Source organism: Aliigemmobacter aestuarii (genome assembly GCF_004799285.1).
In the GTDB taxonomy this organism is placed as follows: domain Bacteria; phylum Pseudomonadota; class Alphaproteobacteria; order Rhodobacterales; family Rhodobacteraceae; genus Aliigemmobacter; species Aliigemmobacter aestuarii.
Genome location: NZ_SSND01000003.1, coordinates 187,690 through 208,675, shown reverse-complemented (window position 1 = coordinate 208,675; position 20,986 = coordinate 187,690). Strand labels below are relative to the sequence as shown.

General features: G+C 65.8%; 18 protein-coding genes. 7 read left to right on the top strand and 11 right to left on the bottom strand.

Going from position 1 to position 20,986, the window contains the following annotated elements:
• Window positions 1-4: 4 nt before the first annotated feature.
• From doeA to E7811_RS12230, 3 genes are all read right to left on the bottom strand, one after another.
• Entirely contained in the window at window positions 5-1,186 is a 1,182-nt protein-coding gene (doeA, locus tag E7811_RS12240; RefSeq protein ID WP_136394942.1) for an ectoine hydrolase DoeA, read from the bottom strand.
• 176 nt (window positions 1,187-1,362) lie between these two features.
• The gene (acuI, locus tag E7811_RS12235) at window positions 1,363-2,352 is read right to left on the bottom strand and encodes an acryloyl-CoA reductase (protein ID WP_136394941.1); all 990 of its coding nucleotides are present in this window, start codon (window positions 2,350-2,352) and stop codon (window positions 1,363-1,365) included.
• Window positions 2,353-2,499: 147 nt separating this feature from the next.
• A complete protein-coding gene (locus E7811_RS12230) occupies window positions 2,500-3,405 on the bottom strand; it encodes an HAD-IIA family hydrolase (RefSeq protein WP_136394940.1) in 906 nt (301 codons plus the stop codon).
• Window positions 3,406-3,888: 483 nt separating this feature from the next.
• Between E7811_RS12230 and E7811_RS12225 the strand changes: the two genes are divergently transcribed.
• Both E7811_RS12225 and ilvN read left to right on the top strand, forming a co-directional pair.
• Window positions 3,889-5,643: an acetolactate synthase 3 large subunit gene (locus E7811_RS12225; protein ID WP_136394939.1), complete on the top strand. Its 1,755-nt coding sequence runs from the start codon at window positions 3,889-3,891 to the stop codon at window positions 5,641-5,643.
• A gap of 76 nt (window positions 5,644-5,719) precedes the next feature.
• On the top strand, window positions 5,720-6,280 hold the full coding sequence (ilvN, locus tag E7811_RS12220) for an acetolactate synthase small subunit (protein WP_136394938.1): 561 nt from the start codon (window positions 5,720-5,722) through the stop codon (window positions 6,278-6,280).
• A 61-nt stretch (window positions 6,281-6,341) separates the two neighbouring features.
• Here ilvN and E7811_RS12215 read toward each other — a convergent pair whose 3' ends face one another.
• From E7811_RS12215 to E7811_RS12190, 6 genes are all read right to left on the bottom strand, one after another.
• Window positions 6,342-7,118: an enoyl-CoA hydratase-related protein gene (locus E7811_RS12215; protein WP_136394937.1), complete on the bottom strand. Its 777-nt coding sequence runs from the start codon at window positions 7,116-7,118 to the stop codon at window positions 6,342-6,344.
• Between the two features lie 82 nt (window positions 7,119-7,200).
• Window positions 7,201-7,662, bottom strand: a complete 462-nt coding sequence (locus tag E7811_RS12210) for a cytochrome c-type biogenesis protein (RefSeq protein WP_136394936.1) — start codon at window positions 7,660-7,662, stop codon at window positions 7,201-7,203.
• Window positions 7,663-7,667: 5 nt separating this feature from the next.
• On the bottom strand, window positions 7,668-9,641 hold the full coding sequence (locus E7811_RS12205; RefSeq protein WP_136394935.1) for a heme lyase CcmF/NrfE family subunit: 1,974 nt from the start codon (window positions 9,639-9,641) through the stop codon (window positions 7,668-7,670).
• Between the two features lie 279 nt (window positions 9,642-9,920).
• A complete protein-coding gene (locus tag E7811_RS12200) occupies window positions 9,921-11,159 on the bottom strand; it encodes a saccharopine dehydrogenase family protein (protein ID WP_136394934.1) in 1,239 nt (412 codons plus the stop codon).
• Window positions 11,160-11,246: 87 nt separating this feature from the next.
• Window positions 11,247-12,344, bottom strand: a complete 1,098-nt coding sequence (locus tag E7811_RS12195; protein WP_136394933.1) for a carboxynorspermidine decarboxylase — start codon at window positions 12,342-12,344, stop codon at window positions 11,247-11,249.
• Between the two features lie 304 nt (window positions 12,345-12,648).
• Window positions 12,649-13,080, bottom strand: coding sequence for an Lrp/AsnC family transcriptional regulator (locus E7811_RS12190; protein WP_136394932.1), 432 nt, complete (start codon window positions 13,078-13,080; stop codon window positions 12,649-12,651).
• Window positions 13,081-13,190: 110 nt separating this feature from the next.
• Between E7811_RS12190 and rocF the strand changes: the two genes are divergently transcribed.
• The 3 genes from rocF to E7811_RS12175 all read left to right on the top strand — a co-directional run bounded on the left by rocF (window position 13,191) and on the right by E7811_RS12175 (window position 16,037).
• Window positions 13,191-14,114, top strand: coding sequence for an arginase (rocF, locus tag E7811_RS12185; RefSeq protein WP_136394931.1), 924 nt, complete (start codon window positions 13,191-13,193; stop codon window positions 14,112-14,114).
• A gap of 11 nt (window positions 14,115-14,125) precedes the next feature.
• Entirely contained in the window at window positions 14,126-15,184 is a 1,059-nt protein-coding gene (locus E7811_RS12180; protein ID WP_136394930.1) for an ornithine cyclodeaminase, read from the top strand.
• A gap of 118 nt (window positions 15,185-15,302) precedes the next feature.
• Window positions 15,303-16,037, top strand: coding sequence for a hypothetical protein (locus tag E7811_RS12175; protein ID WP_136394929.1), 735 nt, complete (start codon window positions 15,303-15,305; stop codon window positions 16,035-16,037).
• Between the two features lie 3 nt (window positions 16,038-16,040).
• On the opposite strand, the gene E7811_RS12170 is transcribed toward E7811_RS12175, so the two are convergent.
• Together E7811_RS12170 and E7811_RS12165 are read right to left on the bottom strand one after the other, a co-directional pair.
• On the bottom strand, window positions 16,041-17,288 hold the full coding sequence (locus E7811_RS12170) for a lytic murein transglycosylase (RefSeq protein ID WP_136394928.1): 1,248 nt from the start codon (window positions 17,286-17,288) through the stop codon (window positions 16,041-16,043).
• Between the two features lie 139 nt (window positions 17,289-17,427).
• Entirely contained in the window at window positions 17,428-17,709 is a 282-nt protein-coding gene (locus E7811_RS12165; RefSeq protein ID WP_136394927.1) for an usg protein, read from the bottom strand.
• Between the two features lie 205 nt (window positions 17,710-17,914).
• Here E7811_RS12165 and gyrA point away from each other — a divergent pair, with 205 nt between their 5' ends.
• The gene (gene gyrA / locus E7811_RS12160; protein ID WP_136394926.1) at window positions 17,915-20,641 is read left to right on the top strand and encodes a DNA gyrase subunit A; all 2,727 of its coding nucleotides are present in this window, start codon (window positions 17,915-17,917) and stop codon (window positions 20,639-20,641) included.
• On the top strand, window positions 20,638-20,946 hold the full coding sequence (locus E7811_RS12155) for a hypothetical protein (RefSeq protein WP_136394925.1): 309 nt from the start codon (window positions 20,638-20,640) through the stop codon (window positions 20,944-20,946). The genes gyrA and E7811_RS12155 overlap by 4 nt, the downstream gene beginning before the upstream one ends.
• Window positions 20,947-20,986 lie beyond the last annotated feature (40 nt).

Here is a 20,986-nt window from a genome sequence, read left to right as displayed (position 1 = left end):
GGCTTCAGTCCTTCACGAACAGCTTGCGCGGGACATTGGCGAGGCACTCCACGCCGCCCTCGGTGATCAGGATCGATTCGGTGATCTCCAGCCCCATGTCGGCCAGCCAGAGTCCGGTCATGAAATGGAAGGTCATGCCGGGTTTCAGTTCGGTCCGGTCGCCCCGGCGCAGGCTCATCGTGCGTTCGCCCCAGTCCGGCGGATAACTTACGCCGATGCCGTATCCGGTGCGGCTGTCCTTGTGGAACCCGTGCCGTTCCAGCGTGGCGAAGAAGGCCAGCGCGATATCCTCGCAGGTGTTGCCGGGGCGCGCGGCGGCAAGGCCCGCCTCCATCCCTTCCAGAACCGCCTCTTCGGCCTTCAGGAAGGCATCGGTGGGCTTGCCCAAAAACAGCGTGCGCGACAGCGGGCAGTGATAGCGGTTGAAGGCCCCGGCGATTTCAAAGAACGTCCCCTCGCCCGGCTTCATCGGCCGGTCATCCCAGGTCAGATGCGGGGCCGCGGCCTCGGCGCCCGAGGGCAGCATGGGCACGATCGCCGGATAGTCGCCGCCAATCCCCGGCACGCCGCGCAATGAGGCGTCATAGATCTCGGCCACCAGATCGCATTTGCGCATCCCCACCTCGGCCACGTCGAGGATGCGGGCGTGCATCGCCTCGACCAGCCGCGCGGCGTTCCGCATATAGGCGATTTCCTGCGGCGACTTGACCGCCCGCTGCCAGTTCACAAGCCCCGTCGCATCGGAAAACCGCGCATCGGGAAGCCCGCGCTGAAGGCTCGCGAAGGCCGCTGCGGTGAACCAGTAGTTGTCCATCTCAACCCCGGTGCGCAGGCCGCCAAGGCCGCGATCGGCCAGCCGCGCCGACAGGTAATCCATCGGGTGGCGTTCGGTGGACTGCACGTAATGGTCGGGATAGGCGATCAGGCTTTCCTCGGCCAGCCAGGCGGTGTGGCGCGCGCCTTCGGCATCCATGCCGCGCCCGAACCAAAGGGGTTCGCCCGACAGGGGCAGCACCACGCATTGATGCACATAGAAGGACCATCCGTCATAGCCCGTCAGCCAGTTCATGTTCGACGGATCGGTGACGATCAGCAGATCCAGCCCGCGGGCCTGCATCGCGGCCCTTGTGCGGTCGATCCGGGCGGCGAATTCCTCGCGGGTGAATTTCAGGCGCGGTTCGGGCATCGGGGCCTCTGACGGTTGGCGTGGTTGCGGGTATCGTGCAACAGGACCTGCACGGCGCCGCGCCCGTTTGCGACAGGCTGCAGGACGGGTTCGTCACCAGGCAAGGGCCCGGACGGGGGGCCGAGGTCCCGCGCGGGATACAGGCGCAGGATTCGGGCGCCGGACCGCACCCCGGCTCAGGCGTTCACGTCCACGACGACACGGCCCTTGACCTGACCTTTCAGGATCGCGGGCCCCAGTGCGGGCAGATCGCCCAGTGTCGCGGGCTGGATCATCGCCTCGAGCTTGTCCATCGGCAGGTCGCGGGCGATGCGGCCCCAGGCGCGCACGCGGTCGTCATAGGGGCGCATCACGCTGTCGATCCCCAGAAGGTTGACGCCCCGCAGCAGGAAAGGCACGACCGTCGCAGGCAGCGCCGCGCCCCCCGCCAGCCCGACCGCCGCAACCGAGGTGCCGTATTTCATCTGCCCCAGAACGCGCGCCAGCATCGCGCCCCCCACCGCATCGACGCAGCCCGCCCAGGTTTCGGCTTCCAGCGGGCGCTTGACGGTTTCGTTGATCGTCTCGCGCGGGACGATCTGGGTGGCACCCAGATCCCGCAGGTAGGGTTCCGTCTCGGGCCGGCCGGTGACGGCGGCGACCTCGTATCCCAGATGGGCGAGGATCGCCGTCGCGACCGATCCGACGCCGCCCGCAGCCCCGGTCACCAGAACCGGCCCCTGCCCCGGCTTCAGCCCGTGATCCTCAAGCGCCATGACGGCCAGCATCGCAGTGAAGCCCGCCGTGCCCACGGCCATCGCGGCCCGCGTGGTCAGCCCTTCGGGCAAGGGCACCAGCCAGTCGGCCCTGACCCGCGCCTTCTGCGCATAGCCGCCCCAATGCACCTCGCCCACCCGCCAGCCGGTCAGCACCACCCGGTCGCCCGGCGCATAGCGCGGGTCCGACGAGGTTTCGACCACGCCGGCAAAGTCGATGCCCGGCACATGGGGCCAGGTCCGCACCAGCCCCCCGCCGGTGGTCAGGCACAGCCCGTCCTTGTAGTTGACCGTGGAATATTCCACCGCCACGGTCACATCGCCTTCGGGCAGGCGGCTGTCATCCAGCCGCTGCACGGAGGCGCTGGTGCTGCCGTCTTCGGCCTTCTCGACGACAAGGGCATTGAACATGGCTTGGCCTCCTCGCTTTCATACGGCGGCCATCGTTCCCGACTGGTGCACGAAAGGCAAGACCGGGTCGCGACGTTTCACATCGCGCGCGCGTCAGGGACCATAGGCACCTCAGGCACCTCAGGGACACAACGGCGATCAGCGCCGTCAGGTGCGATCCAGGATGAAATCCGGGGTGATCCCGCTTTGCCGGATGAAGGGGGCCACGTCGTGCCCGGCAAAAAAGCCGAAGCCCGTGACCAGCGCGGTCGCGACCCCGGCCGCCCGACCGCCCAGGATGTCGGTGTGAAGGCTGTCGCCCACCATCACCACCCGCGCCCGGTCGAACCCGTCGGGCAGGCGGGCAAAGGCAAGGTCAAAGATGTTCCGGAACGGCTTGCCGAAGAACCGGGCCGAAATCCCGGTCCGGTCGATCAGCCGGTGCGCATAATGGCCCGGCTCCAGCGTGAAGCCGGTTTCGCGCGGCGCGACGATATCGGGATTGCCGACCAGAACCGGCCGGGGTCGCGCCGCAAGGGACCGGGTCAGCATCCCCTGCCGCGCCTCGGACCAGTCCGCGGTGGACAGCATCAGGAACCCGTCGACCGTCTCATAGACCGTCGGATCGTCGCCAAGCGGCCACAGGTGATAGCCCACGAAATCCTCGAACCCGTCGCCGGGCGCAGCCATCACGCCCCAACGACGGCCTTCCCCGACCGATGGCATCGCCGCCCGAAGGGCATCGCGGCTGGAGATGACATCACCGGCGGCAAAATCGAAACCGAGCCGGGCGTATTTCGCCGCCTGTGCCGCGGCCGTATGGCTGGCGGCGTTGGTAAGCACCATCACCCGCTTGCCCGCGGCCCTGAGGGCGGCAACCCGCGCCACTGCCTCCGGAATGGTCGTTTCACCGATGTTCAGGACGCCGAAGGCATCGAGCAGGAACACGTCGAAACGATCCGAGACGTCCGCCAGCGACCCGGCGGCAATCCATTCGCGCGGTGTAAGCGCGCCGGGCAGCCGCGCGCGCACCGCTTCATAGGCCAGAAAGGCCGCCTCTGCTGTCTCGGGCATTGCCCCCCGCTCCTGTTCCGGCAGCCGATCCCCTAGCATGGCCGCCACGCCGCTCGCCAGCCCCGCCCCGGTCATGTCGCGTCACGACGGCCGGTGCGGGATGCAGGTCCCGCGACAGAAGCGCGGCTTACAGGCCCCGGCCCGGCATTGCCTGACGACTCGGGCATGGATACCCCCCCGATCACGGGCCGATCTTTCGCGAGATTTCACAAAAAGTCGCCGCTACGAAATAAAAATACAACTTTTCACACCCCTGCGACATTTTTTGCGTCGTTTTGCCGTTGACGCCCCCTCGGGTCAGCCCTAGTGTCCGCCTCGAACAAAGGGGTCGCGGAATGTTTCACATTCTTGTCTTGGTAGGAAGTTCGCGCATGGGCCGGTGACGGTAGACCATCACGAGGTTCCATGCGCCCCCGCCTGACCCCCGGGGGCTTTTTGTTGGCGATGGCTGCGGCGAAGGCGCGGCAAAGAAGGACGGACGTTATGACGAAGTCGATGACTGGCGCACGGATGGTGGTTCAGGCCCTGAAGGATCAGGGCGTGGACGTCGTTTTCGGCTATCCGGGCGGTGCGGTGCTGCCGATCTATGACGAGATCTTCCAGCAGAACGACATCCACCACATCCTTGTGCGCCATGAACAGGGTGCGGTCCACATGGCCGAGGGCTATGCCCGGTCGACCGGCAAGCCGGGCGTGGTGCTTGTGACATCGGGGCCGGGCGCCACGAACGCGGTGACGGGCCTTGTCGATGCGCTGATGGATTCGATCCCGCTGGTCGTGCTGACCGGTCAGGTGCCGACCTTCATGATCGGGACCGACGGCTTCCAGGAGGCCGACACGGTGGGCATCACGCGGCCCTGCACCAAGATGAATTGGCTGGTGAAGGACACCAACAAGCTGTCCGACATCATCCACCAGGCCTTCCACGTCGCCACCTCGGGCCGCCCCGGCCCGGTCCTGATCGACATCCCGAAGGACGTGCAGTTTGCCGAAGGCGACTACACCCCGGCGCAAAAGGCCCGCACCGCGCATTACGCGCCGAAGGTGAAGGGCGACATCGACGCCATCACCCGCATGGTCGAGATGATGGAAACCGCCGAACGCCCGATCTTCTACACCGGCGGCGGCGTCATCAACTCCGGCACGGCGGCAAGCCAGCTGTTGCGCGAATTCGTGGATGCCACGGGCTTTCCCTGCACCTCGACGCTGATGGGGCTTGGCGCCTATCCCGCCTCGGGCAAGAACTGGCTGGGCATGCTGGGGATGCACGGGCTTTACGAGGCCAACCTTGCGATGCATGGCTGCGACCTGATGATCAACGTCGGCGCCCGTTTCGACGACCGGATCACCGGGCGGGTGAAGGATTTCAGCCCGAATTCGCGCAAGGTCCACATCGACATCGATCCATCGTCGATCAACAAGGTGATCCGCGTGGATGTGCCGATCGTGGGCGACGTGGGCCATGTGCTGGAGGATGCGCTGCGCATCTGGAAGGCGCGCGGCCGCAAGGTGAACAAGGCCGGGCTGGAAAAGTGGTGGAAGCAGATCGCCGAATGGAAATCGGTCAACTGCCTTGATTTTCGCAACTCCGACAAGGTCATCAAGCCGCAATATGCGATGCAGCGGCTTGAGGAACTGACCCGCGGGATGGACCGCTATGTGACCACCGAGGTCGGCCAGCACCAGATGTGGGCGGCGCAGTACCTGGGCTTTGACGCGCCGAACCGCTGGATGACATCGGGCGGCCTTGGCACCATGGGCTATGGCCTGCCCGCCTCGATCGGGGTGCAGATCGCCCACCCCGAGGCGCTGGTGATCAATGTCGCGGGCGAGGCATCCTGGCTGATGAACATGCAGGAGATGGGCACGGCAATGCAGTTCCGCGCGCCGGTCAAGCAGTTCATCCTGAACAACGAACGCCTCGGCATGGTGCGCCAGTGGCAGGACCTGCTGCACGGCGGCCGCTACAGCCAGTCCTGGAGCGAGAGCCTGCCCGATTTCGTCAAGTTGGCCGAGGCCTTCGGCTGCAAGGGCATCAGGTGCGAAGACCCGAAGGACCTGGACGACGCGATCATGGAGATGGTCCGCTACGACGGGCCGGTGGTCTTCGACTGCCTGGTCGAGAGGCACGAGAACTGCTTCCCGATGATCCCCTCGGGCAAGCCGCACAACGAGATGCTTCTGGGCGATGCGGAAACGCATGGCGTGATCAAGGCGGGTGGCGCGGTTCTGGTGTGACCGCCGAAGGCGGGGGGCTGTCTGCCCCCCGCACCCCCCGAGGATATTTGCAGACAGAAAATGAAAGGGAGCGCGAATGTCGCCGCTCAACATCAAGCAAGGCTCTTCCAGCCATTCCGCCTATGACCTGCGCGACCCGCATGCCGAGGTCATCGAAAGCCATACGCTGGCAGTGATCGTGGACAACGAAAGCGGCGTTCTGGCGCGCGTGATCGGGCTGTTTTCCGGCCGCGGCTACAACATCGACAGCCTGACCGTGGCCGAAATCGACCATCTTGGCCACCGTTCCCGGATCACGGTCGTCACCCGCGGCACGCCGCAGGTGATCGCCCAGATCAAGGCGCAGCTGGAACGCATGGTGCCGGTCCACGAGGTCCATGACCTGACCGAGGAAGGCCCCGCCGTGCAGCGCGAGCTGGCGCTTCTGAAGGTCGCGGGCAAGGGCGAGAACCGGATCGAGGCGCTGCGCCTGGCCGAGATCTTCCGCGCCAATGTGGTGGATTCGACGCTGGAAAGCTTTGTGTTCGAGATGACGGGAACGCCCGAGAAGATCGACGCCTTCGCCGAACTGATGCGCCCGCTTGGCCTGCGCGAGATCGCGCGCACGGGCGTGGCGGCGCTGGCGCGCGGGGCCTGAAGCGGCCGCGGCGGCGGGCAGACCGCCGCCCGCCACACGGCGCGGCGGACCGCCCTGCCCGTCAGCGCCCCTCGAACCGGGCCGGACGCTTTTCCAGGAAGGCAAGGACGCCCTCGCGGAAATCATGCGTCTGGCCACATTCTCCCTGCAGCTTTGCCTCAAGCTCCAGCTGGGCCGTCAGGTCGTTGGCATGCGAGGCCCGCAGCGCCTTCTTGACCCCGGCATAGGCGCGCGTCGGTCCCTTGGCCAGATGCGCCGCCCGCGCCCGCCAATGCGCCTCGAAGACGTCATCGGCCACGCATTCCCAGATCATGCCCCAGTCCGCGGCCTGCCGCGCGCCGATCTTTTCGGCAAAAAGCGCCGCCCCCATCGCGCGGGCCATGCCCACCTGGCGTGGCAGCCAGTAGGTGCCGCCCGCGTCCGGCATCAGGCCGATCCGGGTAAAGGCCTGGATGAATGAGGCGCTTTCGGTGGCGATGACCACATCGGCGGCCAGCGCGAGGTTGGCCCCCGCCCCTGCGGCGGCGCCGTTCACCGCGCTGATCGTGGGCACGGGGCAATCGTAGATCGCCTTCAGAAGCGGTTCGTATTCGTCCCGCAGCGTCCGTTCCAGATCGATCTGCGAGATGCTGGCGCTGTCGCCCAGGTCCTGCCCGGAACAGAAGGCCCGTCCGGTGCCTGTCAGCACGATGCAGCGCGCCTCGCGCGAGGCCGCGCGGAAGGCCGCCAGCAGTTCGGCCCGCATCAGGCCCGAAAGGGCGTTCATCACCTCGGGCCGGTTCATCGCCAGAACGGCGAAACCATCGGCTTGGGTCACGGTGATGGTCTGGTAGATCATGGTCGGGCTCCCCTGGCGGTCCTGCGCGCGGCTTTGGCCCCACCATAACGCCCGCACCGCGCCGGAAAAGAGAGACGGAGCGTCACTCCTTCAGGATTTCGGCCAGACGCTTGCGCTCGTCCTCCGAAAGACCCGCGACCGTGGGTTCGGGCGCGGACTTGCGGCCCCTGAGATAGACCGCCGCGGCCCCGAGCCCCAGCAGAAGCATTGCGGGCCCTGCAAGCCACAGGATCAGGTTCGTCCCCGAGGCATCGGGCTTGAACAGCACATATTCGCCATAGCGCGCCACGACGAAATCCAGCACCTCCTGATCGCTGTCGCCCTCGACCAGCCGCTCGCGCACCAGAAGCCGCAGGTCGCGGCTGAGTTCGGCGTTCGATTCGTCGATGTTTTCGGCCTGGCAGACCGGGCAGCGCAGCACCTTGGACAGCTCGCGCGCCCGCGCCTCCAGCGCCGGGTCAGGCAGAACCTCGTCGGGCTGGACGGCCAGGGCCGGGGCAAGCGGGGTCAGGGCGAGGGCCAAAGACAGGATCAGGGCGCGCATCGCGATCACTCCGCCGGCTGGGCCATGGCCCGCGTCCGCGTCGCCCCGGCGGCGATGCGGTAGCGGCGGTCCGAAAGGCTGAACAATCCGCCAAGCGCCATCAGCCCCGACCCGATCCAGAGCCAGTTGGCGAAAGGCTTGAAATAGCTGCGCACCGCCCAGCCACCGTTTTCCTGTTCGTCGCCGATCACCAGATAGACGTCGCGGGTGAAGCCATAGTCGATGGCGGCTTCGGTCGTGGGCATGGCCTGCACCGGATAGACCCGCTTTTCGGGCTGAAGCACGGCGATCTCGCGCCCGTTCGCGGCAAGCGTCATCGTCGCCATGGTCGAGATGTAGTTCGGCCCCTCGACCTCTTCGACCGCGTTCAGCGTGACCTCGTAGCCATGGAAGGCGAAGGTTTCCCCGATCTGCGCCACGCGGATGTCCTCGGCCTGCCAGGCATGCATGGCGGCGGCGGCAAAAAGCGTGATGCCCATGCCCGAATGGGCAGTGGCCTTGCCCCAGTCGGCCCGCGGCAGGCGGGTCAGGCGCGAAAGGCGGTTGCCGATCGTCCCCCGGCCGGTGCGCGACCACAGGTCGACCCCCGCCCCCAGCACGACCCAGAGGCCAAGCGCCGCCGCGACCGGACCCACCGCCGAACGGCCGGTCTGCATGGCAAAGATCAGCGCCCCGAACGCCACCGACAACGCCAGCACCGGCCACAGCGGCGCCATGCCCCGCCCGATCTGCGCCCGCTTCCACGGGATCAGCGCGCCGAAAGGCATGAGCATGGCCAGAGCCACCATGAAGGGCGAGAAGGCCGCGTTGAAGAAGGGCGCACCCACCGAAAGCTTGCGGTCCCACAGCAGTTCCGCCACCAGCGGCCAGATCGTGCCGATGAAGACGACGAAACAGGCCACCGCCAGAAGGATGTTGTTGACCACCAGCGCGCTTTCGCGGCTGACGATGCCAAAGACGCCCTTCGCCTCCATCGCCTTGGCGCGGGCGGCGTAAAGGGTCAGCGCCCCGCCCATGAAGAAGGCAAGGATCAGCAGGATGAAGATCCCCCGCTCGGGGTCGTTGGCGAAGGCATGGACCGAGGTGATGACGCCCGAGCGCACGATGAACGTGCCGATCAGTGAAAACCCGAAGGCCACGATGGCCAGGAGGATCGTCCAGCTTTTCAGCGCCTCGCGCTTTTCGACCACGATCGCGGAATGAAGCAGCGCCGCCGCAATCAGCCAGGGCATGAACGAGGCGTTTTCCACCGGGTCCCAGAACCAGAACCCGCCCCAGCCCAGTTCGTAATAGGCCCACCACGACCCAAGCGCGATGCCGATGGTCAGGAACACCCAGGCCGCAAGCGTCCAGGGCCGAACCCAGCGTCCCCAGGCGGCATCGACGCGGCCCTCGATCAGCGCGGCGACGGCGAAGGAAAAGGCCATCGAAAGGCCAACATAGCCGAGATAGAGGAACGGCGGATGCAGCGCCAGCCCCGGATCCTGCAGAAGCGGGTTCAGGTCGCGCCCGTTCAGCGGCGGTTCCGCAAGGCGGAGGAAAGGGTTCGACGTCAGCAGCAGGAAGGCCAGGAACGCCACGCCGATCGATCCCTGCACCGCAAGCACCCGCGCGCGCAGCGTTGGCGGCAGGTTGCCGCCGAACCAACTTGCACAGGCCCCGAACAGCGCCAGGATAAGCACCCACAGCAGAAGCGACCCCTCGTGGTTCCCCCACACGCCCGAAATCTTGTAGATCATCGGCTTGTCGGTGTGGCTGTTCATCACCACCAGCGAAAGCGAGAAGTCCGAGGTCACGAAGGCATAGGTCAGTGCCGCGAAGGAAAAGCTGACCAGCAGGAACTGCACCACCGCTGCAGGCTCGCCTACCGCCATCCAGGTCGCCCAACGTTTGTGCGCCCCCACCAGCGGAACCACGGTCTGCAACACTGCCACGGCCAGTGCCAGCACCAGCGCGAAATGCCCAAGCTCTACGATCATCGCTCTTTCCGTTCGCAACGTCCGCGCACAGTCTAAGCGAAAGCTGTCCGGCCCGCCATGGGGATGCGCGCTTGCGTCGCGGCGATGTGACCGACTGAAGGCAGGGGGCTCTGCCCCCTCGGGCCTTGCGGCCCCCACCCCCGGGATATTTCGGCCAGAATGAAGCAGGCTTGTTTCAAATTGCTTTCATTCTGGAGGAAATATCCTCGGGGGGTGAGTTTGGCGCAGCCAAAAAGGGGGGCAGACAGCCCCCCTTCTGCGATCCCGGTCAGGAACGGCTCAGGCGTTCCAGGGCCGGTCGCCTGCCGCGTCCTTGACGCGCGTGGGAAGGCCGATCCGGTCGAGGATGGTCAGGAAGGGCTTGGGGTCCAGTTCCTCGACATTGGCCATCCGGCCCACGTCCCATTCGCCGCTGGCAATCAGCATCGCCGCCGCGACCGGTGGCACGCCAGCGGTATAGCTGATGCCCTGGCTGCCCACTTCCTCATAGGCCTGCTTGTGATCGGCCACGTTATAGACAAACACCTCGACGGGCTGGCCATCCTTCACACCTTTCACAAGGTCGCCGATGCAGGTCTTGCCGGTGTAATCGGGCGCAAGGCTCGCCGGGTCAGGCAGCACGGCCTTCACCACCTTCAGCGGGATCACCTCCTGCCCCTCGGCGGTCGTCACCGGTTTTTCCGAAAGCAGGCCAAGGTTCTTCAGCACGGTGAAGACGTTGATATAATGGTCGCCAAAGCCCATCCAGAACCGCACATCCGCCTGCGGGTAATTGGCCGACAGGGAATGCACCTCGTCATGGCCGGTCATATAGGCCTTCTGTTCGCCCACCACCGGCAGATCCCAGACGCGGCCCACCTCGAACATGCTGTTCGATTGCCACGCGCCGTTCTGCCAGGAATACACCGTGCCGGTGAATTCCCGGAAATTGATCTCGGGGTCGAAGTTGGTGGCGAACCAGCGCCCGTGACTGCCTGCGTTGATGTCGACGATGTCGATCGAGGTGACCTCGTCCATCCAGCCGTCGATCGCAAGCCGGGCATAGGCATTGACGACGCCGGGATCGAAGCCGACACCCAGAATCGCCGTCACGCCAGCCTTTTCACAGGCCTCGCGGCGCTTCCATTCGTAGTTGCCATACCAGGGCGGCGTTTCGCAGATCTTCGTCGGGTCCTCGTGAATCGCGGTGTCCATATAGGCCACGCCGGTGTCGATGCAGGCCTGAAGCACCGTCATGTTCACGAAGGCCGAACCCACGTTGATCACGATCTGCGCGCCCGTCGTCCGGATCAGCGCCGCCACCGCCGCGCTGTCCATCGCGTCGACCGCATGGGCCCGAAGAACGCCCGGAACCTTCATCGCGTTCTTCTCGCGGACCGACTCAAGGATCGCCTCGCATTTCGCGAGGGTCCGGCTGGCGATATGGATATCTCCCAGCACATCGTTGTTCTGCGCGCATTTATGCGCCACGACCTGAGCGACGCCGCCAGCGCCGATGATGAGGACGTTCTTTTTCATCTACCCACGAAACCCCCTTTGGTTGTCTGTGTGGTCACGGTGAAGCCCCCGGTATATCCGCCGGGGACGACGGTCTTGCGACACCCATCAGGACAGGGCGGCCGCGAAATCCGCATAGGTGAAATCGCGCACCAGACGGACGGTTCCGTCCAGTTCCCGCACCGCGATGGCGGGCATCTTCACCCCGTTGAACCAGTTCTTCTTCACCATCGTGTAGCCGGCCGCGTCCTGAACGCTGATCCGGTCGCCGGGTTTGAGCGCCTCAGGGAAACGGAAGGTGCCGAAGATATCGCCCGCCAGACAGGACTTGCCGCAGATCATCCATTCCTCGGGGCCCTCGTTCGGCGCGATCTTGGCGCTTTCGCGATAGATGAGCAGATCGAGCATATGCGCCTCGATCGAACTGTCGACGATGGCGAGGTTCCTGCCATTGTAGAGCGTGTCCAGCACCGTCAGCTCAAGCGTCGTCGATTTCGTGATCGCCGCCTCGCCCGGTTCCAGATAGACCTGCACCCCGTTCTGCCCGGCGAAACGCTTCAACCGCTCGGCCAGCCGGTCCAGCGGATAGCCCTCGCCGGTGAAATGGATGCCGCCGCCAAGGCTGATCCATTCCATCTGCCGGATCAGATAGCCGAAGCGCTGTTCGATCAGGTCAAGCATCGCCGCGAAACGGTCGAAATCGGCGTTCTCGCAGTTGTTGTGGAACATGAAGCCGGAAATCAGCCCGGCCACCGGCTCGATCCGCGCCGGGTCATGTTCGCCAAGACGCGAGAAGGGCCGCGCCGGATCGGCCAGGTCGAAGCTTGAGGTCGAGACGCCAGGATTGACGCGCAGGCCCCGCTTGTGGCCCCGGCTGACCTCTTCGAAACGCGAAAGCTGGCCCACGGTGTTGAAGATGATCTTGTCGGACGAGGCCAGCACCTCGTCGATCTCGTCGGGGGCCCAGGCCACCGAATAGGCATGGGTTTCGCCCGGAAACTTCTCGCGGCCGAGTTTCACCTCGTAAAGCGAGGACGAGGTGGTGCCGTCCATGTAGTGCGACATGAAGTCGAACACGTCCCAGGTGGCGAAGCATTTCAGCGCCAGCAGCGCCTTTGCCCCCGAGTTTTCCCTGAGCCAGGCGATCTTTTCCATGTTCGGCAGCAGCCGGGACTTGTCGATCAGGTAATGGGGGGTGGCAAGCATCCGACGGGCGTCCTGCGGGAAAGGGGAACCAGAGGGCGGGCGGGGCGACAAGCGCGAGGCCGCGATATAGGGCCTCTGCCCCCCGAAGCAAAGGGGAAACTGCGGCCGGACCGGGAAAGGAGTCTCGGGAACGGGGACCGGGGAAAGGGGGCGCTGCCCCCTCGGGCCTTTGGCCCTCACCCCCGGGATATTTGAAGACAGAAAATGACAATTTGAATCAAGGTTTCATTTTCTGTCCGGAAATATCCTCGGGGGGTGAATGGGCCGCGAGGCCCAGAGGGGGGCAGACGGCCCCCCTTCCCCCTCACCGCCGCACCGCCTTTCGGGTCGACAGCAGCAGGTTCGTCTCGGAGGTGGTGACACCCTCGATATTGCGGATGCGGTGGATGACCTCGTCAAGCTCCGCCAGCGTCTGGGTGCCGAGTTCCACGATCAGGTCCCATTTCCCGTTCGTGGAATGGACCGCCTGTACCGCCGGGATGCCGGTAAGGCGCGCCATGATGCGTTCGCCGCCCCGGCCCTCGATCCCGATCATCATCAACCCGCGCACGGGGCTCGGGCTGACATCGGCGCGCGTCAGTACGGTGAAACCGGCGATCTCGCCGCGTTCGGCCAGCCGCTCCATCCGGGCGCGCACCGTGGCCCGGCTGATCCCCAACCGGTCGGCCAGATCCGACAGCGCGGCGCGCCCGTCGCGGCGCAATTCTGCGATGAGCCGTTGGTCCGTTTCATCCATTCCGGTCAAATCCTCCGCCAATTCGGACAGACGACTGTCCGTTCCGACAAAGATGATGCTGGATTTTGCCACCGCGTGGCAACACCCTGCGTGCGAACAGGAGAACCAAGATGGCGAAATGCATCCTCATCGGCGCCCCGATCGACGCGGGGCAGAAGCGGCCCGGCTGCCTGATGGGCCCGGCGGCCTATCGGGTGGCGGGCCTTGCGCGCGAGATCCGTGATCTGGGCCATGGCATGGCCGACTGGGGCGATCTGGCGTTGCCCGACCTGCGAGAGGTGGCCAGCGCGAACCCCGCCGTGCATTCCCTTCCCGAGGTCGTCGGCTGGACCGAGATCCTGATGGACCGCGTGGACGATGCGCTTTCGGAAGGCGGCTTGCCCATCGTTCTGGGCGGCGATCACTCGCTCGCGCTCGGTTCGGTGGCGGGGGCCGCCGCCCATGCCGAACGCGCCGGGCGGCCGCTCTTCCTTCTATGGCTCGATGCCCACTCCGATTTCCACACACCGATGACCACGACCAGCGGGAACCTGCATGGAACGCCCGTGGCCTATATCGCCGGACGCGGCGGGTTCGATGCCTTTCCGCCCTTCCCCGCACCGATCCCCGCCGACCGCATCTGCCTTTACGGCATCCGTTCGGTCGACCCGGCCGAACATGCCGCCCTTCTGGACCACGACATCGCCATCAACGACATGCGCGTGCTGGACGAACACGGGATCGTCGCGCCGCTGCGCGCCTTCCTCGACCGGGTCCGGGCGGTGAACGGCATGCTGCATGTCAGCCTTGATGTCGATTTCCTCGACCCGTCGATCGCGCCGGCCGTAGGAACCACCGTGCCAGGAGGCACGACCTTCCGCGAGGCGCATCTGGTGATGGAGCTTCTGCATGAATCGGGGCTTGTCACCTCGCTCGACCTTGTCGAACTGAACCCCTTCCTGGACGACCGGGGCATGACCGCGCGCCTGATGGTCGATCTGGTGGGCAGCCTGATGGGCAAGAAGGTCTTCGACCGCCCGACCCGCGCCAAGTGAGGAGACAGACCATGACCACGCCTTCGCGCCTTGCGCTTGTTCCCTTCGTTTCGGTCGATGACATGATGCGCCTTGTCCACCGGATCGGCATCGAACGCTTCCTGACCGACCTCGTGGCCGAGATCGAGGCCGATTTCCGCCGCTGGCCGCAATTCGACAAGACCCCGCGCGTGGCCAGCCATTCCGAGATCGGGGTGATCGAGCTGATGCCCACCTCGGACGGCCAGACCTATGGGTTCAAATATGTGAACGGCCATCCCGGCAACATGAAGAAGGGGCTGCAAACCGTTACCGCCTTTGGGCTTCTGGCCGATGTCGCGACGGGCTATCCGGTCCTTTTGTCCGAAATGACGATCCTGACCGCGCTGCGCACGGCAGCCACCAGCGCGATGGCGGGGAAATGGCTTGCACCAAAGGGCGCGCGGGTCATGGCGATGATCGGCAACGGCGCACAGGCCGAGTTCCAGGCGCTGGCCTTCAAGGCGGTCTGTGGCATCACCGAGGTGCGGCTCTATGACATCGACCCGGCCGCTACCGCGAAATGCGTGGCGAACCTTGCAGGATCCGGCCTGACCGTCACGCCCTGCCGGACCGCGGAAGAGGCGATCATGGGCGCGCAGGTCGTCACCACCTGCACCGCCGACAAGCAATATGCCACGATCCTGACCGACAACATGATCGGCGAAGGCGTTCACATCAACGCCGTCGGCGGCGACTGTCCCGGCAAGACGGAACTGGCCCCCGGCATCCTGACCCGTTCGGCGGTCTTCGTCGAATATCCGCCGCAGACCCGCGTCGAGGGCGAGATCCAGCAGATGCCCGAGGATTTTCCGGTGACGGAACTGTGGCAGGTGATCGCCGGGCAGACCGGTGGCCGCACCGACGCCCGCCAGATCACCCTGTTCGACAGCGTCGGCTTTGCCGTCGAGGACTTCAGCGCGCTGCGCTATGTGCATGGCAAGCTTTCCGAAACCGGGCTGTGCCAGATGCTGGACATGATCGCCGATCCGGACGATCCGCGCGATCTGTTCGGGATGCTGATGCGGGCGGCCCCCGCGCGGGCGGCCTGATTTGCGGTTGACCTTGGCGCCCGGCCGGATCACGCTTTGCGCCGGGTCCGATGGTGGCAGGGTTGCGGGGTAGCGGATGCGAACGGGGCGGATTATCCCGGCACAAGGCCTTGTCCGGGTGGCCGAAGGGATGGCGAACGGCGCGGGCCAGGGCTTCGCCGACGAGATCGCGGCAGCGATGCCTGCGACCATGACCCTGCCCGGTGACCTGCGCGCGGCCTTCGACTGGATGGACAGCGTGGGGGCCGTGCAGGCCTATGCCAACCCGCGCGCGGGCGGTCCGAAACGCTTTGCCACGCTCTACCCGGCCGACAGCGGCGTCGATCCCGATCGCCAGTCACGCGTCATGTTCGAGGTGCTCGACGATTTCTATTACGACTACCCCAACCTGTCTCCGGCGAAGATCCGCGAAAGGCTGTTCCTCTTCGCCCGCACCGGAGACGACGGATCGCAGGCCGGTCTGTGGCTGGACGACCGGGGCCGGATCCATTTGGTGCATCTGGGTTCGGGATCAGGTTCGACCTGGTTTGCAAGAATTACCGACAGCCCCCTGAGTTTTCTTCGCTTTCTCGCCATTGGCTATGCCGAACCCGGCTTTGATGACGGCCATTCACTGACCGCCGAGGAAAACTGGCTGCAAGCGAACGGGCTGACAGGACAGGACCGCGCGTCGCTGGAGACGGCAGGGCTGTGGCAACCGACGGTGCCCCCTTTCGCCTTTCAGGACTTCCTCAAACAGCGCTTCGGCACGACGACACCGGACCGTGCGACAGACGCGATCCTGACCCCAGACGGCGATCCCGAGGCAGAGCCGGACGATTTCGCACTGTGGCTTCTGCAGATCACCGGGTAGCGTTCAGCGCAGCAATTGCAGCATTGCCAGCGAGGGCTCACCCGTCACCGGAAGCCCGCGCGCGGCCTGATAGCCCCGGATCGCCTCGATCGTGCGCGACCCGATCACGCCATCGGCGCCTTCGGTGTCGAACCCCGCGGCGGTCAGGCGGCGCTGCAGTTCCTGCCGGTCGGATATCGTCATGCCATAGCGGTCGGGCGGGAAACTGCCGCGCAGTGCGGCCCCTCCACCCAGCCGGTCGGCCAGGTAACCCACGCCAAGGGCATAGTTTTCGGCATTGTTGTAGCGCAGGATGACGTTGAAGTTCGGCATCAGAAGGAACGCCGGGCCGGAAAGCCCCGCCGGCGCGATGATGCTGCCCGACCCGCCCGATGGCAGCGCGCCACCGCCCGCACGGGTGACGCCAAGCCCGGCCCAGTCGGCCAGCCCTCGGCCCTTGCCGCGCCCCAGAAGCCCTGCGTTGAAGCCTGCGGGCAGGCGCACCTCCATTCCCCAGGGCTGCCCCGTGCGCCAGCCGCTGCGCTTCAGGTAGGCGGCGGTCGAGGCCAGCGCGTCGGCCGGATCGGTCGACCAGATGTCGCGCCGCCCGTCGCCGGTGAAATCCACCGCAAAGGCCAGATAGGATGTCGGGATGAACTGCGTGTGCCCCATGGCACCTGCCCAGCTTCCTGTCATCCGGTCAGGCGCGATGTCGCCGTTCTGCAGGATCTTCAGCGCCGCCACCAGCTGCTGTTCGAAGAACGCCCCCCGACGCCCGTCATAGGCCAGCGTGGACAGCGCCGAGATCACCGGAACGTCGCCCATTCGCGTGCCGTATTTCGATTCCAGCCCCCAGACGGCGGCAACCACTTCCTTTTCCACGCCATAGCGCCCGGCGACCGCCGAAAGCGTGCCCGCATGGCGGGCCATTGCCGCGCGGCCCATCGACAGGCGTTCCTCGGATGCGGCGATGGCCAGGTAATCCTCGGTCGTGCGGGTGAATTCGGTCTGGTTGCGGTCGCGTTCCACGACGCCGGGCAGGTAGCCCGCGCCACGGAAGGCCGCCTGAAGCGTGGATTGCGAAATGCCCTGCCCCGCGGCCCGTGCCCGGAACCCTTCGACCCAGGCGTCATAGGCCGGATTAGTCACCGCGCGGAAGGCAGGCTCTGCCGCCTGCCGGCCGACCTGCGCGCGCCCCGATCCGCCGCCGACACAGGCTGATACCGCCCCGGCAACAAGACCCAGGCTGACGAACCGCCGCGAGAATTCCATCTGACTGCCCCTCGTTACCTCGATGCGGCAACTCTAGCGTATCGCAGACGGGTCAGAAAGCGCAGCTTTCCGTGATGGGCGGATTGCGCCCGCGATTTCCGCCCGATCTGCCCCGAAGGATGCGTCGATGAAGGATGCGTCAATGCAGCCGGAATTCGCCCACCACGTTGCGCCATTCCCCCGGCGCGATCAGCTTGCGATGTGTGAAGCGGACCGAATGCAGCGGGCCTTCGATCTTTTCCTGCCAGAATTCGATGAACCCGAACAGGCGCGGATAATCCGGCGCCAGGTCGTAATCCTGCCAGATGTAGCTGTTCAGCACATGGCGGTGATCGGGCATCCGGTAGAAGAATTCCGCCGTGGTCAGGCCATAGCCCTTCAGCATCAGTTCGACATCGGATTCGGGGGTGGTTCGGGGCATGCTTGCGCCTCCTGTTCTGCTCCTGTGGAATCAGGATGCACCATCCGGATTTATTTTCAATGAAAACATAATGTTATCACTCCACCGCCGCGGCTGCTTGCATCCACCGGGATCAGCGGTTGCCCCCCATATCCGCGATGGGATATAGTCCGGCCAACAAAATCTTGTGTGGGCCTCAGGCCCGCCAGCGGAAAGAGCGGACGACGTGAGCGATACGCCCGAAGACCTTGAGAACGAAGACAAAAAGCCCGAACGCCCGGAATACCACGGGCCGCAGGTGTCGATCGAACAGGAGATGAAGACGGCCTATCTGGATTACGCGATGAGCGTGATCGTAAGCCGCGCCATCCCCGACCTGCGCGACGGGCTGAAGCCGGTGCACCGGCGCATCCTTTATGCGATGCACGAAACCGGAAACACGCATGACAAGCCCTACCGCAAGTCGGCCCGCCCGGTGGGCGACGTGATGGGCAAGTATCACCCGCATGGCGACAGCGCGATCTATGACGCGCTGGTCCGCATGGCGCAGCCCTTCTCGATGTCGCTGAAACTTCTGGACGGCCAGGGCAACTTCGGCTCGATGGACGGCGACAACCCGGCGGCGATGCGCTACACCGAGGTGCGGATGGACAAGCCCGCCGCCTTCCTCCTGGCCGATATCGACAAGGACACGGTCGATTTCCAGGACAACTATGACGGCAAGGACAAGGAACCCACCGTCCTTCCCGCGCGCTTTCCCAACATGCTGGTCAATGGCGCGGGCGGCATCGCCGTGGGCATGGCCACGAACATCCCGCCGCACAACCTGGGCGAGGTGATCGACGGAACGCTCGCGCTCATCGAGAACCCCGACCTGTCGTCGGAAGCGCTGATGGAGATCATCCCCGCGCCCGACTTCCCCACCGGCGCCCTGATCATGGGCCGGTCGGGCGCGCGCAAGGCCTATCTGGAAGGGCGCGGCAGCGTCATCATCCGTGCGCGGACCCATGTCGAGGAGATCCGCAAGGATCGCTTCGCCATCATCGTGGACGAGGTTCCCTATCAGGTGAACAAGGCCGCGATGATCGAGAAGATCGCCGAGATGGTCCGCGACAAGCGGATCGAGGGGATCGCCCATGTGGCAGACGAATCCGACCGGGTCGGCGTGCGCGTGGTGATCGAGCTGAAGCGTGACGCAACCCCCGACGTGGTGCTGAACCAGCTGTTCCGCTTCACGCCGATGCAAACCTCTTTCGGTTGCAACATGCTGGCGCTGAACGGCGGGCGGCCCGAACAGCTGACGCTGCGCGATTTCCTTGCGCATTTCATCACCTTCCGCGAGGAAGTGGTGGCACGCCGCACGGCGTTCGAGCTGCGCAAGGCGCGCGAACGCAGCCACATCCTCTGCGGCCTTGCGGTGGCCGTGTCGAACGTGGACGAGGTGGTTCGCACCATCCGCGCCAGCGCCGATGCCGCCGAGGCCCGCGAACGGCTGATGGAACGCCGCTGGCCCGCCGCCGACATTGCCGCCTACATCCGGCTGATCGACGACCCGACCCACACGATGAACGAGGACGGGACCTACAACCTGTCCGAGGCGCAGGCCCGCGCCATCCTCGACCTGAGGCTTCAGCGCCTGACCGCGCTCGGGGTGAAGGAGGTCACCGACGAGCTTGAGGAACTGGCCGCCAAGATCAAGGATTACCTGGAAATCCTCGGCTCGCGCGAACGGATCATGGCGATCATCGCCGACGAGCTGCGCGAGGTCAGGGCACAGTTCGCCGTGCCGCGCCGGACCGAGATCGCCGACTGGGCCGGCGACATGGACGACGAGGACCTGATCGAGCGCGAGGACATGGTGGTGACGATCACCAGTGGCGGCTACATCAAGCGCACGCCGCTGGCCGAATTCCGCGCGCAGAACCGGGGCGGCAAGGGCCTTGCCTCGATGCAGACCAAGGAAGACGACGTGGTCACGGCGCTGTTTGTCGCGAACACGCACACCCATCTTCTGTTCTTCACGACCGACGGCATGGTCTACAAGCTCAAGTGCTGGCGCCTGCCGCTTGCCGGGCGCACAGCCAAGGGCAAGGCCATCGTCAACATCCTGCCGATCCAGACCGGGGTCACGATCGCCGCGATCATGCCCGTGGACGTGCCCGAAGAGGAATGGGAAAAGCTCCAGATCGTGTTTGCCACGTCCGAAGGCGATGTCCGGCGCAACGCGCTTTCGGATTTCACCAATGTCATGCGCAACGGCAAGATCGCGATGAAGCTGCCCGAAGGCGTCAGCATGGTGAACGCCCGCATCGCGGATGAAAACGACGACGTGATGCTGGTCACGCGGCTTGGCCGGGCGATCCGCTTCCCCACGACCGATGTGCGCGTCTTCAAGGGCCGCGATTCGACCGGGGTGCGCGGGATCCGTCTGGCCGAGGGCGATACGGTCGTGTCGATGTCGGTGATCCGCCATTTCGAGGCCGACCCGGCGGAACGCGCGGCCTATCTCAGGCAGCGCCGCCTGATGGCCGGCGTGACCGAGGACGAGGTCGAGACGGACGAGGACGACGAGGCCGTGACCGCCGGTCAGCTTTCCACCGAACGCTATGCCGAGATGTCGGCGGCCGAGGACCTGATCCTGACCGTCACCATCGGCGGGTCGGGCAAGCTGTCGTCAAGCCATGACTATCCGGTGCGCGGTCGTGGCGGCATGGGCGTCAAGGCGATCTCGCCCGGACCGCGCGGTGGCCGCATCGTGGCTTGTTTCCCGGTTCAGATGACCGACCAGATCATGCTGGCCACATCGACCGGCCAGTCGATCCGCGTGCCCGTGGACCAGATCAGCTTCCGCTCGCGGTCGGCAGGCGGGGTCCGGGTCTTCAACGTGGGCGGTGACGAGGATGTGGTTTCGGTCGCCCGCGTGGTGGAACAGGACGAGGGTCCCGAGGCGTGAGCCTGCCCGCGCTCGAGGCGCGACTGGCCGCGCTGGCCGCCGAGGGCCGGACCGTGACCTATGGCCAGCTGGCCCGCGATCTGGGGTGGCGCATGGCGGAGCTGACGGCAGCCCTTGAGGCGCTGATGGAGGCGGATGCGGAGCGCGGCGCGCCCTTGCGCGCGGCGCTTTGCGAAGGGCGTCTGGCCGGGGGAATGCCCGCGCGGGGGTTCTTCGACAAGGCCGCCGCGCTTGGGATCGACATCCGCGACCCCGAGGGGTTTGTCGCCGCACAGCGCACGGCCCTTTTCAAGCGCGGGGGCTGAGGCTACATCGCGGGACGGAAAAAGGCCGGGGGGCTGTCTG